The sequence below is a fragment of the Paenibacillus sp. IITD108 genome (assembly GCF_036541265.1).
Taxonomy (GTDB): domain Bacteria; phylum Bacillota; class Bacilli; order Paenibacillales; family Paenibacillaceae; genus Pristimantibacillus.
This window is the reverse complement of sequence record NZ_JAZHCT010000026.1, coordinates 36,801-52,683: the sequence shown is the minus strand read 5'-3', so window position 1 is coordinate 52,683 and position 15,883 is coordinate 36,801. Positions and strand designations below refer to the sequence as shown.

General features: G+C 46.0%; 8 protein-coding genes. 6 read left to right on the top strand and 2 right to left on the bottom strand.

Going from position 1 to position 15,883, the window contains the following annotated elements:
* Positions 1-51 precede the first annotated feature (51 nt).
* Positions 52-3,282 carry an ATP-binding protein gene (locus tag V1L65_RS20625; RefSeq protein ID WP_331701140.1) on the bottom strand — a complete coding sequence of 1,077 codons (3,231 nt, stop codon included), beginning with the start codon at positions 3,280-3,282 and terminating at the stop codon, positions 52-54.
* Positions 3,283-3,486: 204 nt separating this feature from the next.
* Between V1L65_RS20625 and V1L65_RS20620 the strand changes: the two genes are divergently transcribed.
* Both V1L65_RS20620 and V1L65_RS20615 read left to right on the top strand, forming a co-directional pair.
* Complete coding sequence (locus V1L65_RS20620; protein WP_331701139.1) at positions 3,487-6,015, top strand: S-layer homology domain-containing protein; 2,529 nt, start codon at positions 3,487-3,489, stop codon at positions 6,013-6,015.
* 564 nt (positions 6,016-6,579) lie between these two features.
* A complete protein-coding gene (locus tag V1L65_RS20615) occupies positions 6,580-6,828 on the top strand; it encodes a hypothetical protein (RefSeq protein ID WP_331701137.1) in 249 nt (82 codons plus the stop codon).
* A 111-nt stretch (positions 6,829-6,939) separates the two neighbouring features.
* Here V1L65_RS20615 and V1L65_RS20610 read toward each other — a convergent pair whose 3' ends face one another.
* Entirely contained in the window at positions 6,940-7,083 is a 144-nt protein-coding gene (locus tag V1L65_RS20610; protein WP_331701136.1) for a hypothetical protein, read from the bottom strand.
* 961 nt (positions 7,084-8,044) lie between these two features.
* Between V1L65_RS20610 and V1L65_RS20605 the strand changes: the two genes are divergently transcribed.
* From V1L65_RS20605 to V1L65_RS20590, 4 genes are all read left to right on the top strand, one after another.
* Positions 8,045-9,013 carry an ABC transporter permease gene (locus V1L65_RS20605; protein ID WP_331701135.1) on the top strand — a complete coding sequence of 323 codons (969 nt, stop codon included), beginning with the start codon at positions 8,045-8,047 and terminating at the stop codon, positions 9,011-9,013.
* 31 nt (positions 9,014-9,044) lie between these two features.
* Positions 9,045-9,923 carry a carbohydrate ABC transporter permease gene (locus tag V1L65_RS20600; RefSeq protein ID WP_331701134.1) on the top strand — a complete coding sequence of 293 codons (879 nt, stop codon included), beginning with the start codon at positions 9,045-9,047 and terminating at the stop codon, positions 9,921-9,923.
* A gap of 55 nt (positions 9,924-9,978) precedes the next feature.
* On the top strand, positions 9,979-11,607 hold the full coding sequence (locus V1L65_RS20595) for an extracellular solute-binding protein (protein WP_331701133.1): 1,629 nt from the start codon (positions 9,979-9,981) through the stop codon (positions 11,605-11,607).
* 114 nt (positions 11,608-11,721) lie between these two features.
* Positions 11,722-15,828 carry a sugar-binding protein gene (locus V1L65_RS20590; protein ID WP_331701132.1) on the top strand — a complete coding sequence of 1,369 codons (4,107 nt, stop codon included), beginning with the start codon at positions 11,722-11,724 and terminating at the stop codon, positions 15,826-15,828.
* Positions 15,829-15,883: the final 55 nt, after the last annotated feature.

Sequence of the window (15,883 nt, the reverse complement as noted above, 5' to 3'; positions counted from 1 at the left end):
AAAAAAATTGCTTTTGGACAGTTGGGTCGAACTCACTCGATGTCAGCGACTTTACGCCTGTCTTTCATGTGGACTTGCTTCACTACGGTCGTAACAGTCTTTCATATCAAGCAGATGAATGATGATCGTTGTCCCTTTGCCCACTTCACTGTTCAATTGAAAACGAGCTCCTTTAATAAGTGAAAGCTTTCTAAACGGATTTGTGAAGCCCAATCGCTCATTTCGACCGCGCATTAGCTCTTGCTGCTTTTCTAGAGGAATCCCGACACCGTTATCCTCTATCGTGATTTTGATATGCTGCTGTTCCCGCTCAATAGTAAGACGCAGCGTTCCGCCTTTTTGATTTTTGATTATTCCGTGAGTAACAGCATTTTCCACTAGCGGCTGCAGTGTCATTGCCGGGATATAGGTTTTAATCGTCTCGTCGATATTATATTCGATATGAAGCCTTTCCTGGAAGCGCAATTGCTCTATCGCTAAGTAAGCCATCACCAATTGTAATTCTTCCTGCAAAGGGACGAGTGAGCGCTGCTTCTGGTAATCCAGCTTTCCTCGGAAATAGGTAGAAAGATGTTCTAATGCAGTTTGGGTTTTTTTCTGGTCAGACAAACTTAGCGCAATAATCGCATTAAGTGTATTGTATAAAAAATGCGGTGTAATCTGAGCGTAAAAGTAGCTGAGTTCATGCTCCACAGCATCTTGCGCGGACTTTTTCATTAATAATAAGGACTCGATTCGCATCTCTAATTCCTTTAAATTAACAGGCTTTTGCAAGTAATCATTGGCTCCTAATTGAAAGGATACAACTAAGTCAGACAATTGTCCCGCTGCTGTTAATATGATGACAGGCAAATCTACTAAGTCTTGCTTCTGTCTGACCATTTTGCAAACCTCATATCCCGTCATATGGGGCATCATTAAATCTAAAATTAATAGATCCACCTTTTCCGTTTCGATGATGTCGAGTGCTTCTTGTCCGCTGCCTACTGCAATTACGCTATAATGAAGCGAATGAAGCAAATTAATAAGCACCTTCAAGTTGGCAGGCTCGTCATCTACAACTAATATCGTATACGGTTTTGGTCCTTTCACTTTTGTTGGCAGAATAACCTGCGACTGCTTCATTTCCTGATTTTTCATTGGGTCAGACGTAACTTGTTCGTTCATTTCGTGATTGTTTATTACATTATGCTGCAATAGCTGCTGATTAGTAGCCAGCGGGATCGTGAAGGTGAAGCATGAGCCTTTACCTATTTCAGAAGTTACCCAAATACGCCCGCCTGCACTCTCCACAATTTTCTTGGTAATGCTTAATCCCAGACCAAGTCCTTCTGAATTTCTAGTCCGGCTGCTTTCAACTTGATAAAAGGTAGTAAATATGAGTTCTTGGTAATCTGGAGCAATACCCGGACCCGTATCCTCAACCGATATGTGCATCTGTTCCTCTATAATTTGAGCTGAGATCGTGATCGTTCCCTGCTTGGTGAATTTAATCGCATTGTAGATCAGATTGAAGAAAACTTGCTTTAGCTTTTGCTCATCGGCGTAGACAAGCGGCAAATTTTTTGGGATCGTATTGATCAATTGAACAGGCAGAGCGGGCGGCATAACATAGGCAATCTCAGCGAGCACTTCCTCAATAATTTGAATTTCGATCGGTCTGGATGTAAAAGACACTTCACCTTGCTTTATTTTAGAAATAAATGTAAGATCCTTAACCAAACCTGCCAATCTTGCACTAACCGAGTGTATCAAAATAACACTTTCTTGCTGTTTTCTTTTTAAAGGCCCCTCTACACCTTCCAGCAGAGATTGAGAAAGATTCATAATACCGTGGAGCGGAGTGCCGAGCTCGTGTGATGTTTTGACTAGAAAATCATCTTTCATGCGGTCAAATTCAAGCAATTCATTAGACAGTTCCTCTACTTTATTATATGCCTGCTGTGAACGGTGACTCATTAGCAGCGCCAAGCTCATTACCATAATTAAAAATAAAAGAAGTGACGGCACTTCGATATCCACTTCAAAAAACAGGACAATTGCAAGTAGAATACCATAAACAGCAAAAGCAAAAACAACGACCAGTACATAGTCCGATTCATCTGTTTTTTGTTTATAGGCTTTTAGAAGCATAATAAAAATATACACATAACTAATAGCGGTAGTCCCTGAAATAATGAGTTGAGTGAACGGAAGTGGAACCTTTGCCATTAGATCAATGGTCATGTTTAATACACATATTGCCAAGACTTGAAATCCTAAGATTGCACTTAATGCAGTGACGATCCTTTTGCTGGCAGACATGTTGAAGAAATGATAAACAAATAGTAGAAAAAATAATACGAAAAGCGTAAGTGAAACGGCTTGAATGACTAGTTGTGAGGCTGGACTGAGTTCCGGAAATAGCAAGTAGCTCCATCTCTCATTTATCGCAGATATATGTACAGCTTGCGCTAAACTGAATAGACTGAAATAGAGCTCATACCGGAATTTCCGTTTGTGTTGCAAATATATCGTAAAGTATATAAATGAAAACAGAAAATAGCCGGAAATAAGAAAGGCTTCAATGAATTTTTCACGGCTTTGTTTTGCTAATATTTGATCGGCTGGACCGAATTGGAGCGAACTGACAATCCCGCCGACAGCATAGTCATAATTGGCAACTAGTATAACAAGTTCTATTTGTTTTTCACTACTGTTTCCAAGAACGACATATTTTTTGAAATCAAAGCGATATTCTTCGGTGCTTTTTGAAGGAACGCCTGCTGAGCCAAGCTCCTCCCCGTTAATATACACTTTACTGGCATTTCGAATCGTATTCAGCTTTATTCCGTAAAGGTCATCCTCCGGCACATGAATAAGCAAGCGATACGTACCTGTCCCATAAGGAGTAGTGCTCTCAGCTCTATGGCGATCCCACGCTGCAGGTACTGGTATGGATTGGCGTTTGTTCTTATAACGTTCAAAGATATCCTCATCCGGGCTTGGCACAATTAATTCATCAGGATAGAAGCTCCATTCTCCATCAAGCGCAATCGTTTTTTCATCTTGCCAATCCCAATGCTGCAATGAAAGAACACCATTTTTCGCTACGAATGTATTGGAGTCGAATACACGAAAGGAGTGAAGGACAAAGTAAGTTGTTAAAAGAGTGATAGCGATCATAATTAGAGTGAGCGTCTTTCTATTTTTCACAAATCCGATTCCTTTCAATATGAGAGCTTCACCTATTTTCAAACAGGCGGCAGCGCCTCTTATTCTACTATATTTTACTAGCATCATCGTGTTAAATCCATGATACAGATTATTAATATAAATATGCATCAACGTTAACATATGAAGGCGATAGAGTATATGAAAAACAGATTAAAAAGGAGAAGGGTTAGAAAAAGAACAGCGTGTATTTAATCTTTCATTATTCTTTCATTGGCCCATGTTATGATGTCGCTGAAAAATAGGCGGCATTATTGCACTAGGAGGAGAATTATGAATCAGTGGAAAAAACAAGGTGTTTTGGTTTTAGTCATTTGTATGTTGTTATCCGTACCTTACCCGGGATGGTTATCGTCAGTAGGGAGCGTACATGCAGCGGTCAGTTTTGTGGGCGGTGATGGTTCGGAGGATGAACCGTTTCAGATTGCGACAGCAGAACAATTAAACGAGATAAGAAATCATCCGACAAGTCATTTTGTTCTAATTAATAATATTGATTTAAGTACTGATGCTTCAACGATCGCATGGGAGCCAATCATTAATTTTTCAGGCAGCTTGGATGGCAGAGGCAATACAATTAGCAATTTAAAAATTGATAAAAGTTCGAACAATGTGGGTTTGTTTGCTAATGTACTCACTGAAGGACGTATCGAAAATTTGGTCATTGTTGCAGTTGAAGTCAGGGGCTTGGATTATGTGGGTATACTCGTTGGAAGTCATATGGGTCTAATAAATAATGTTAGTGTGTCGGGAGCGGTGTATGGGGGTAATTATGTCGGCGGTTTAATAGGTGATTCTGATAAAAGCAACATTTCCAACAGCATTGCAGCAGGGTCAGTCCTAGGAGAGGGCGACTATGTTGGAGGTTTAATTGGGCATGCTCTGGAAAGTATCGTATCACACAACTCTGCATCAGGAGATGTTCAGGGCGATAAAAATGTCGGCGGTTTGGTTGGTCAATATATAACAGGTACGATCACTGAAAGCTACGCAATGGGGAGTGTCACTGCCAATCGTAATGAAGGGGGTCTCGTGGGCAGCTTCCAAAATGGTGACGTTTCCCTAAGTTATGCGACAGGCGAAGTAAGTGGTCTTAAAAACACGGGTGGCTTGATCGGTGAATTGGTAAAGAGCCACGTCATCTCCAGCTATGCTACAGGGAATGTCACAGGTAGTGTAGATGCAGGTGGTTTAATCGGAGGAAACAGGGACGGTGACCTATCTTTTTCTTTTGCAACCGGGACTGTGGCTGGTTGTGATGATATCGGAGGTTTAGTGGGTGACACTGATGACGGAAAAGTGTCCAATAGTTACGCCACAGGTAATGTAACAGGTATATGCAATCCAGGCTCTAATTCAATCGGGGGTCTTGTTGGGGATAATAGATCAGGAACAATTGAAAATAGTTTTGCGATAGGTTCAATAATAGGAAATATATCTGAAGTAGGCGGCTTAGTGGGTGATGGCAGCTCTGGAATCATCACGAACAGTTATTATGATATGGATTTATCAGGGCAATCTGATAACAAGGGTCAAGGTTTAACTTCTGAACAAATGAAAAATATTGCAAACTATGATGGCTGGGACTTCGATACCATATGGAAAATGGATCAGCATCATTATGGATATCCTTATTTAGCAGGAATGCAAGCCTTCTTAACTTACATGGGGAATGATTCAAACGATGGTAGCGGGATGTATGTAAGCAAGTCTTATAGGATCGGCTCGTCTGTAACTATAGAGGATTTCAATTGGACGAGGACAGGACATCTCTTCCAAGGGTGGAATACAGAGTCTGATGGCAGTGGTGTGCCATATGAGATCGGTGATGAGAGACCATTGAATAGTAATCTGCTGCTGTATGCGACTTGGAAACGAGTGAGCAGTGGTTCTGGATCATGGCAGTCTGACAACGCCAATCTTTCTAATTTGATCGTTACAATAGATGGTGAGGAGCTCGCATTATCGCCACAATTTTCGGCAGAGAAAACTAGTTATCGGGCTGAAACAATGTCTAGTGAAGCAATAATTAAAGCGACTCCTTCTAGTGCATGGGCTACGGTTACCTTAGAAGGCGAAAGGTTAAATGGAGAGAAAACGGTTGTTCTCGCAGGAGGGGACAATGTGTTCGAGATTGTCGTGAAAGCAGAGAACGGTACGCTTAAGACATATAGTCTGACTATTCATCGTGTAGTGGACAGTGAGGGTACTCCAACAACACCGGAAGCTCCAGGATGCACATTTTCTGACTTGACGGGTCACTGGGCAAAGTCATTCATATGTGAAGCCTTCGAGCGAGGAATTGTAAATGGTTATACGGAAACGAGGTTTAGTCCGCAAAGCGGCATCACACGAGTCGAGTTCGCAGCGATCTTGCTTCGAACATTGGGTATGACTTCATCAGCCTCCTCATTGACCGGGCATAGCTTTATTGATCAGGATCAAATTCCCGCTTGGGCAACATCTACAGTTCATATTGCAGTGGGGAATGGCCTATTACAAGGATACCCGGATCATTCGCTTCGACCGTTGGATAACGTGAGTCGAGCAGAGATGGTAACGATGATAGGGAGAGCGATGAAGTGGGGGAACTTACCAGGAAACACAACCTTCCACGATGATGCCGATATACCGCATTGGGCTAAAGGGTATACCCAAGAAGCTGTTGCGAGAGGTTTATTGAATGGGCGTGGAGACAATCGATTTAGTCCGTTAGAGTCGACGACTAGAGCGGAAGCAGCTGTGCTACTGCTAAGATTATGGTATGTTCTTAATGAGTTAAATAGCGAATCTGGCAATTGAAAATGTAAATGTGACGAAGTGTGCCCCGATTTTATGAGGATCGGGGATTTTGAAATTGGCATTCTCAAGCTAATATTACAATTGGGATTATATACCTGTTTGGACGATGACAGATAGATTTGGAGTTGCATGGGGGGGGGTTGGGAACCTTTAACTCACACATCAAAATATGCATACACAGCGGTTGCAGAAAGTGCACGAGGAGTTGTAAGTGCTACTAGCGGAGGGTAACTCAAACTGGTTATAACAACTTTAATCCTGCTGCAGGAATAGGTTGGGCAGTTGATCTCACTCTGAATTTTCGAAAAATGGAAATGTATATTCTACTACTAGACATAAGGGATGGGGAAAAGTAAACGCTCAGAAAAAGCACAATGGTTCAGGGGAACAGGATATAAACGAAACCTGTTATCTCTAACGAGTTGTTTTATGTTGGACATTTGATGTGATAAAAACCCGCTCCTTGCTGCTCTTGTGGTGATTTGGCATGCAGATTATGGTCGAATTTATTATTATGATGAAGAAAGCGAACGAGCGTATAAGAAGAACTGGGGGGGCGAACGAATGGGCAAAAGAAAAGGCAGAGAACAGCATAGTGAAGAGGGAAAAGAGATAGAGATATTCTCCTTTGATGATGACGAGGAAGAAGTGTTTATTGATTATGTCTGCGTAGATTGTGGTTGCTTAGATCCTGTGCCTGACTTCATTGTAGGAGAGTGTTCTTATGGGTTAGAACCGGGGGAGAGCCCTGTGTTTGTCTGTCCGGAATGTAACGGAGACTTGGTGAGAAAGGGAAAGCCGGCTGAAGAGTAACCGTCGGCTAGCAAGTTAGGTCACCGATAGGTGATTTTGTTTTTCCGATAAGAGGCAAGGAAGGGGCTTGTTTTTCAAGCCTTTTGGGATTCAAACGGTACTGCTTCGGACTCACCCGCTGAAATGCTGGGTGAACGGATCGAAGGTCAGATAGCCGAGTTTATCAGCGATCGCGGTCACGGCGAGATTGCTCTCCCGCAGAAGTTGAGAGGCTCGTTTCATCAGCAACTTATGTTGGTATGACTTTGGCGTCATACCTGTTTCACGAAGGAACAGCTCATGAAAATAGGTTCTTTTCAGGCCGCAAAATTTGCAACATGTTTCCACCGGATCACGTCTCTCTGGAAATGAGTCTAGTTGGGCAAGAAGACTACTTTCACCAAATAAGTCAGCGCCTGCTCCTACCGAACATTATTGAGGTGTAAAGTGTGTATACTATGACCAATCACCTACAAAGGGGGGAACTGGATTGTCTAAACAGCAAGGACATGGTGTCCAAAATACAACAACTCGAACGTCGGACAAAAAAAGCAACAAAGGGAAAAAAAAGTAGGGTTTTAGCTTAAAGCCGTCTCTCAAAAGCAGCTGTTTGTTAGCTGCTTGGGATGGCTTTTCGTTTTTTTGACGGAACAAGCAGCCAAAATGATCAGTTCCACCGTAAAGTTCAGAATCCCATCAAGTTCCTGCATTTCATACAACAATTTCGCCTCTCGTATGTTGTTAATAATTTCAACTTGTATTAGCAGTGGGACAGTCTCCTACCAGTGTGTAGACATATTGAACTCATTAAAATGAGTAAGGGTTGAATGATTGAAAGACACCTGCTGCAGGTCGGCGGAATGTTATGAGACGTGAGTACAGCAGGTAATCCTTGATGGAACCAGCAAACCGGCCATCCATTGTTGAAGTTGCGTTTCTATAAATACTTGATGCATCTTTTCGAGCAGTTGCCGCATGAAGAAGAGCTAGCAACAGCATACTTGAAGTCCGCTCCCATCGCTAGTCGGGGGCTATTTGATGTTCACATCGCCGGGTCAGTATCCGCGCCTCAAAAACCTATTTTCCTCAAATAATAAAGACTTCCGCAAAAAATAAAGATTAAAAAAGAGCAAAAATCGTTTACGGATAAAATTGTAGCGATTTCGCGGCTCCTTTGCCATGTGCTAGCGTTAGGGCAGATTCAACAAATGGTCATCACATGAAAGGAGCAATTCCCATGCGACATTCCGAAAGCCTGCACCCGCAGCCAGCCGAAGCTTCTTTGGCCGCAGCCGTCCCTAAACGGGGCCTAAAGAAGCATATCATTCGGGACAAATATTTGTACCTGATGCTTGTGCCAGTGGCCTTCTATTTTCTGCTATTCAAGTATGCGCCCCTCTATGGGGAAATCATTGCCTTCAAGAACTACCGTCTGACGGATGGCATCTTAGGAAGCAGTTGGGCAGGGCTGGATCACTTCCGTCAGCTGTTTTCCAGCAAAGAGTTTTATGTTGTTATGCGTAATACGCTTCTGCTTAATCTGTACAATTTGGTATTTGCTTTCCCGGTACCTATTGTGCTGGCGATCCTTCTAAATGAAGTTCGCTGGAATGGATACAAGCGGTTGCTGCAAAATCTGCTCTACATCCCCCACTTTATATCCTGGGTGGTACTGGGCACCATCATTATTGCCATGTTGTCCCCGTCGACGGGTATTGTCAATACGATTCTGGGATTGTTTGGCATGGAGCCTATCTATTTTATGGCGAGTCCGTTCTGGTGGCCGATATCCTTCGTAGGCTCCGGGATCTGGAAAGAGGCGGGCTTCGGCACCATCCTCTATATGGCCGCCATGGCGGGGATTGATCCTACTCTGTATGAAGCGGCCAAGATTGACGGAGCCAATAAGCTTCGGCAGATCTGGCATGTGACTTTGCCCGGGATTCGCAGCACCGCAGCGATTATTCTGATCCTTCAGGTGGGGCGAATCATGGATGTAGGCTTTGAGCAAGTATTTACGATGAAGAATCCTGCTGTTACCCAGGTGGCCGAAGTGATCAGCACTTTTGTGTATACTCGCGGCATTGAGAATCTCCAATACAGCTATACCACAGCTCTTGGTTTGTTCCAGTCGATTGCTGCATTGATCTTGATCGTCAGCGTGAACAAGCTAATTAAGATCATGGGCGAACGAGGGTTATGGTAGACCGATCAGAAAGAAAGGGGATGATTGTCACGTGAGGACAAAATATTTTAGCTCAGAGAGCCTTTTCCGTGGGTTCAACTACATCTTTTTGGCGTTATGCGCCGCTGCAACTGTATTTCCTTTCCTTAATATTATTGCGGTCTCCTTCAGCGACAGCAGAGCGATCTCGGCAGGGGAGGTATTCTTGTGGCCTATCGAATTTAATTGGGATGCTTACCGCAATCTGATTGACGACGGACAATTGGTCGTAGCTATGAAAAATACGGTTCTAATAACGGTTGTGGGCACTCTGTTGAATATGGTGTTTACCATTCTGGCTGCGTACCCGTTGTCCAAATCCAGACTTCGGGGTAGAAACATCATGCTGCAGGCCGTGCTGTTCACCATGTTATTCGGCGGCGGGATGATTCCTCATTTCTTGCTCATCAACAGTCTGGGACTGGTAAATACCTATTGGGCGATCTGGTTACCCGCTTTGATTAGCGTCTATAACATGTTCGTCATGAAATCCTTTTTCGAGGGAATTCCGGCTGAACTGGAGGAGTCGGCATCTATCGATGGCGCTAATGAATGGGTGCTGCTGCTGAAGATTATTATCCCGTTGTCTATGCCGGTGATCGCGGCGCTGACCCTATTCTATGCCGTGGGCTGGTGGAACTCTTACATGAATGTACTGATTTACATCCGAAGCACCGACAAGATGTCTTTGATGGTGAAGCTCTATCAGATGATTGACTTGGTCAGCCCCGAGATGCTACGGAGCGGGGAGGGGGTCACCGAACAGACCTTGACGCCGGAGGGGATCCGCGCGGCAGCTATTGTGTTTTCGATTATACCCATTCTGTGTGTATATCCCTTCTTGCAGAAGTATTTTGTAAAGGGAGTTTTGTTAGGCTCCGTCAAAGGTTGATATCGTAGACTGCCAAGCGGTCTTGATATATATAATTTATTTAGGAGGTCTATGCATGAAAATCAGTCAACAAAAAAAGTGGGTTGTTTTAACAGCTGCCTTATGTATGCTGGCGGGAACGGCATTGGCAGGATGTTCGGGGAAAGGAGCGAACAGCCCCTCCGCATCGCCTTCTGCATCGCCAGGGGTTGAAGCGTCTGCAACGGCAACGGCGATTGCGGATCCGTATGCCGATCTGCCGAAAGCGGTTAGCATCTCCGCGTTTGACCGGGGGGCTGTATCCAGTGACGAAGGGACTTATGAAAACAATCGATGGGTGAAATGGATCCGGGAACAGTCCGGGATTGACGTGACGATGGTGCCTGTGCCCCGCAACCAGGCTCAGGACAAGCTGAATGTGCTTATTGCTTCGAATCAGGCGCCGGATCTGATCTGGGAATACGATCGGGCCTACATCGGCAAGCTGATTACTCAAGGCGCGCTGCAGCCGATTGACGCTTATATTGAGCAATACAGCACATCCTACAAAAAATATTTGCAGGAGCATCCCGAGTTGTTGCCTTACCTGACCTTCGATGGTCAAATGTATACGGTCGCGACTGCTCGGACGATAGATGGCATCGCCAATCATGGTCTGTGGATCCGGCAAGATTGGCTGGACAAGCTGGGCCTCAAGACGCCAACAACGATGGAGGAATTGATCGAAGTGGCGAGGGCGTTCAAGGAGCAGGATCCGGATGGCAACAATCAGGACGATACTACGGCGCTGGTAGGCAGTACGGTTTTTGATAGTTATGCAGCGATGAACGCGGCAATCAGCAATCAATGGTACCTTGAGGACGGCAGCATGAAGTACGGGGCCACACTTGACCGCTTCGGGGATGCGATGGATCTGGAGAAGCAATTGTACGAAGCAGGGCTGGTGGACAAGGAATATTTGACGGACAAAAACTTCCAAAGGGCTATCCAACTGTGGACGACGGGCAAAGCGGGCATCTTCGCCGGCAGTTGGGGCGGCAGCGCGATGGAGAACCATATCCGGAATATGCTGAAGAACGAACCGGAAGCAAATCCGGTGCCGCTTGAGCCGGTATCCACCAAAAACGGTAAATTCGGTCTGTATCAAGAAACGCCGCCGAATATTTTCGTAGCCTTCAATAAGGAAATGAAAAATCCGAAGGCCGCAGTGGAATATTTAGACTGGATGGTAGAAGAGGGATGGAAGACGTTGGTGAACGGTGAAGAAGGTGTTCATTATAAGGATGTCAACGGAGTGGCTCAAATGCTGGATGCAGAGAAGTACAAGAAGGAAGTGTCATACGCGGGTGAATATGCAGTTGTGCGGGATGCAAAGTTTTCCCCTGAAGATCTGCTCGTGAAGGCGGCTTCTGACGAGATCTCCCAGAAGCTGGCGGCATTGAGTCAGCAGGGATTGGAGATGGCGACCAAAAACAAGTTCCGTCGGGATATTCCGTATCAGCCAAACTTTATGGAGCTGAACGATATTCAGACGGCGCTGAAACCTTTTATCGAAGAGGTTCGCGCCAAAGTGACGATGCAGGGCAGCCAGTATACGGCGGCATGGGGACTGGAGGAAATTCGCAAGGAATGGAAGCGACTGGGCGGAGAAGCGGTAGAAGCCAAGGCGCAGGAATGGTACGAAGCGAACAAAGCCAACTTTTAAATAAGGTGTAGAGATGGTCATCCAAGCGAGACAGGCCTCGACTTTCATGAATAGATTTCAAGAAAGGCAGAGGTTCTGTCTCTCCCTCAATAACGATAACTGAAAGGGGCATACATGATGTCGACGAGTAAGCGGAATGAAAATGCAAGAACGATTCGTTTAGCTTTGTTTATGGTTATCTTCTTGTTATTTCAGACTGTAATTCCTGTCGGTTTTTCCGAGACTACGCAAGCGGTTGCGTTGAATGGGACAGAATCAATCGATTCCATCGACAACCTCATTACCAACGGAGGTTTTGAGACAGGTCTATGGTCAACCAGAGCGGGAGGAAGCTTGGATACTACGGTTAAACATAGCGGAAACCAAAGCGCGAGTATGACTGCGACTGCGACGACACAGTATCTGGGAAGCGCATTGATACCTGTAGAATCGAACAGTATCTATGAGCTGTCGGCCTGGATCAAGACATCCGGCATCTCCGTTTCTGATGCAGCAAGTGTAAACGCTTTAATGGTTGATGCCAACATGAATGCAATAGGCTGGTACAATACGATGAAGCTGATCCGGACCGGAGGCAGTCAAGATTGGACGGAATATACGACGGAGCTAAGCCAATTTGCAGCCGGGACGTCCTATATCCGCATATATGTCAGGTTGGATGGCAATGTGAGCGGTTCCGTATGGTTTGATGACGTGGAGTTGAAGGTATCCGACAATATGCTGGTCAACAGCGGCTTTGAGTTCGGGTTGTGGTCGCCGAGAGAAGGGGGAAGTCTAGATACAACCGTTAAACGAAATGGCAACCAGAGCGCGAGGATGACGGCGGCCACGACGACACAGTATTGGGGAAGCGCGTTGATTCCTATACAATCGAATGAAGTGTATACGCTGTCGAGCTGGATCAAAACATCCGGCATATCGGTTACGGATGCCGTAAGTGTAAACGCTTTAGTGATTGATGCCAATATGAATTCACTGGGCTGGCACGATACGATGAAGCTGATTCAGACAGGAGGCAGTCAGGAATGGACGGAGTATACGACAGAGCTAAGCCGATTTGCGGTTGGGGCGGCCTATATCCGCCTATATGTCAGGCTGGACGGTAATTCGGGCGGCGATGTTTGGTTTGACGACATTGTATTCAAGCCAAAGGACTTCGTTATTGGTGTCGATGGACCAACGGGAAATATTTTTTCGGCTAATGAACCGACGATATTAAGTCTGTCGCTGAAAAACTCCACAAACCGGAGCAAACAGGTTCAAGTGGATTACGGTGTAAAAGATTCCGAAGATAACTTGATCATAACCGGAAGCTTTGATACGGATGTCGGCATGCGCGGGGTAGCGAATCAAGAGCTGGACTTCTCGGCTATTGAACGTTACGGCGTATATACTTTGGAGGTAACGGCAACAGGAGACAATGGCAATATTAACGAGCAGGAGAGCTTCCCGTTCAGCAGGGCGCCGGCACCGGGCGAAAGCACGCCGGGCAGTGTATTCGGTACTGCGATTCATCTTCTTAACAAAACCGATGTCAATTATGTCGACACCTATCTTACCCAGATCGCACAGACAGGAATCCAATGGATTAGGGATGATGCAAGATGGACAGTTGCCGAAACGGTGAAGGGGCAGATCAGCATTCCGCCTGCTTGGGATATGTTTGTAGACACTGCATTGTCCAAAGGCATCAGTCCTTTGTTTATTGTCGATTATGGCAATCCGTTTTACGATGATGGAAAGGCGCCTTATACTGATGAAGGAATTGCAGCCTATGCCCGTTATGCAGGCGAGCTGGCAGAACACTTTCTGGGCAGGGTGGACCACTTTGAAATATGGAATGAATGGAATATCGGAGGAGGCAACCCGGATCGCCTTTCGCCGGAGGCGTATGCCAAAGTGCTTAAAGCGGCATATGCCGCTATCAAGGCGGTCAATCCCGATGCGGTAGTCATAGGCGGCGCCACGTCGGGGGCGGATGCAGGATGGATTAGCAGAGTATTGTCGGCAGGCGGATATGATGATATGGATGCCGTATCCATTCATCCCTATACCTATCCGATCAACCCGGATGACGGAGGATTCGTAGCCAGCTTGCAGTCGATAAAGAATCTGTTTCTGGCCTATGGCCCTGCCAAGCCGATATGGGTGACCGAGATAGGCTGGCCAACCAGTGAAAGTTTGACCAGAGGCGTAAGCGAGCTAATGTCGGGAGCTAATGTCGTTAAGACGTATACTCTAGCACTTAGCAGCGGCCTTGCAGATAAGGTTTTCTGGTATGATTTTAAGAATGACCCTAAACCGCCGACAAGTCTTGAAGGTCATTTCGGTCTGGTCAGAGGGGAGCATGAAGGTACGACTTGGTCCGCGAAAGAGAACTATGTGGCTTATCGTGGGCTTACCAACATGCTTTCAGGAGCGGAGTTTGTTCAAACCTATGCCGCTGGCGATCAGGTCCAGGCCTACAGATTTTACCGCAATTCGGATCAGAAAGACGTGCTTGTGCTGTGGAGCAAGGGCGATGCCAAAAATCTGGCGTTAAATCTCGGCGCTACCGTTGCGACATCCTATGATTTGTTTGGCAATAGCAGCCATGAAACCGCGAATAGCAATGGCATAATAACCCTGCCAATTTCGGAAGTGCCCATATATGTGGAAGGAAACTTTGCCCAGAACATAGAGGTTCAGGATCCATATCATATCCGCGTAGAACCGCATTTGCAGGAGACGCCGCAGGGCGAGCAATGGAGTGTCCGTATTGGCATCGACAACAATACGAACGCGGCCATATCCGGGGAGATACGAATCGTTGGTTCCTCGCCATGGAATCAGGGAAGCGAGGAGATGTTGTTTACCGCTGCGGCCAACCAATCGGCAACCGTATCGTTCGCATTCCCGGGAAATCCGGAGCCAAGATTATATGATTTGCAAATTGCAACAACATTGGACAGCGGAGTGAGCACTGTCGTAGATCGGAAAATCAGCTTCCTTGCCGCAAAGCAAGCCGCTGAAGCTCCGATCATCGACGGGGTGCTGTCGCAAGGGGAATGGTCCGACACAATGCCAATCCTGATCAATCAAACCTCACAGGTCCAAATGGGCGATTGGGGAGGAGTCGACGATCTGAGCGGCACAGGCTATATTCTATGGGATGATGATTATTTCTATTTTGCAGTGGCAGTACAGGACGATGTCCATGTTCAAAACGATACGGACGGCAATATCTGGAGAGGAGACAGTATACAATTCGCTATAGATCCCGGCAGAAAGTCGGGGGCATCCAATCTCGGGTATAATGAAATCGGTATTGCTATGAACCCTAACACCTCCAATGTCATTGTCTGGAGATGGACCGCCGCCTCGGGAGTTTCAAGCCTGAGCAACGTACAAGCTTCGGTCATACGAGACGACAACAGCAATACGACCAGCTATGAAATGGCGATTCCATGGGACGCGTTATTGCCGGTTGGCGTGACGGCAGCTCCGGGCTCGGATTTTGGATTTGCCATGCTCATCAATGATAATGACGGTTCCGGCAGACGCGGTTGGATGGAGTATATGGGCGGTATCGGCTCGGGCAAAGACCGTAGTGCTTTCGGAGATTTGCTGCTAGTTCCACTTGCTGCGGAAATAACAAGCCAGGCCGCTCCGAAGAAGCCGATTCTGTCTGACAACAACGGGCATGATACAGGATTATTGGACGGCAATTATGAGATCACCATGAATATGTGGTGGGGAAATAACGGTTCTTTGTACCAATTGTATGAAAATGATGTTTTGATCGATAGTCAGTTATTGTCCGAGAACCCGCCGTATGCCCAGACGGCGGTTACATCGTTAACCGATAGATCGAACGGCATATATCGTTATGTCGCAAAGCTTACTAACGCATCCGGTACGACGCAAAGTGACGAGTGGGTTGTTCGCGTCAACGATGCGTCGCCGGGGAAACCGGTGTTGTCAGATGATAATTGGGATGGAGACGGGAACTTCACCCTTACCATGAATATGTGGTGGGGTACGAACGGGACAACTTATCAATTGTACGAAAATGGTATTCTGATCGATACACAACCGCTCTCCAAACGGACACCGCAAGCGCAATTCGCTGTAACATCAATCCGTGACAGACCGGCAGGCACGTATGAATATCGATGCGAATTGTCTAATAGTGCCGGGATCACATCAAGCGAGACAACAACGGTGACAGTCCTTCGTTAATCGATGTTGTCCCCAAGTGCAGGGACTTCTTCCGCAACGTAAATGCGGGAGGAGT

What these genes read in the sequence shown, in the direction of transcription:
- V1L65_RS20625 (WP_331701140.1), bottom strand. Translation starts at nt 3,282, where the DNA reads ATGATGCTAGTAAAATATAGTAGAATAAGAGGCGCTGCCGCCTGTTTG.
- V1L65_RS20620 (WP_331701139.1), top strand. Translation starts at nt 3,487, where the DNA reads ATGAATCAGTGGAAAAAACAAGGTGTTTTGGTTTTAGTCATTTGTATG.
- V1L65_RS20615 (WP_331701137.1), top strand. Translation starts at nt 6,580, where the DNA reads ATGGGCAAAAGAAAAGGCAGAGAACAGCATAGTGAAGAGGGAAAAGAG.
- V1L65_RS20610 (WP_331701136.1), bottom strand. Translation starts at nt 7,083, where the DNA reads ATGACGCCAAAGTCATACCAACATAAGTTGCTGATGAAACGAGCCTCT.
- V1L65_RS20605 (WP_331701135.1), top strand. Translation starts at nt 8,045, where the DNA reads ATGCGACATTCCGAAAGCCTGCACCCGCAGCCAGCCGAAGCTTCTTTG.
- V1L65_RS20595 (WP_331701133.1), top strand. Translation starts at nt 9,979, where the DNA reads ATGAAAATCAGTCAACAAAAAAAGTGGGTTGTTTTAACAGCTGCCTTA.
- V1L65_RS20590 (WP_331701132.1), top strand. Translation starts at nt 11,722, where the DNA reads ATGATGTCGACGAGTAAGCGGAATGAAAATGCAAGAACGATTCGTTTA.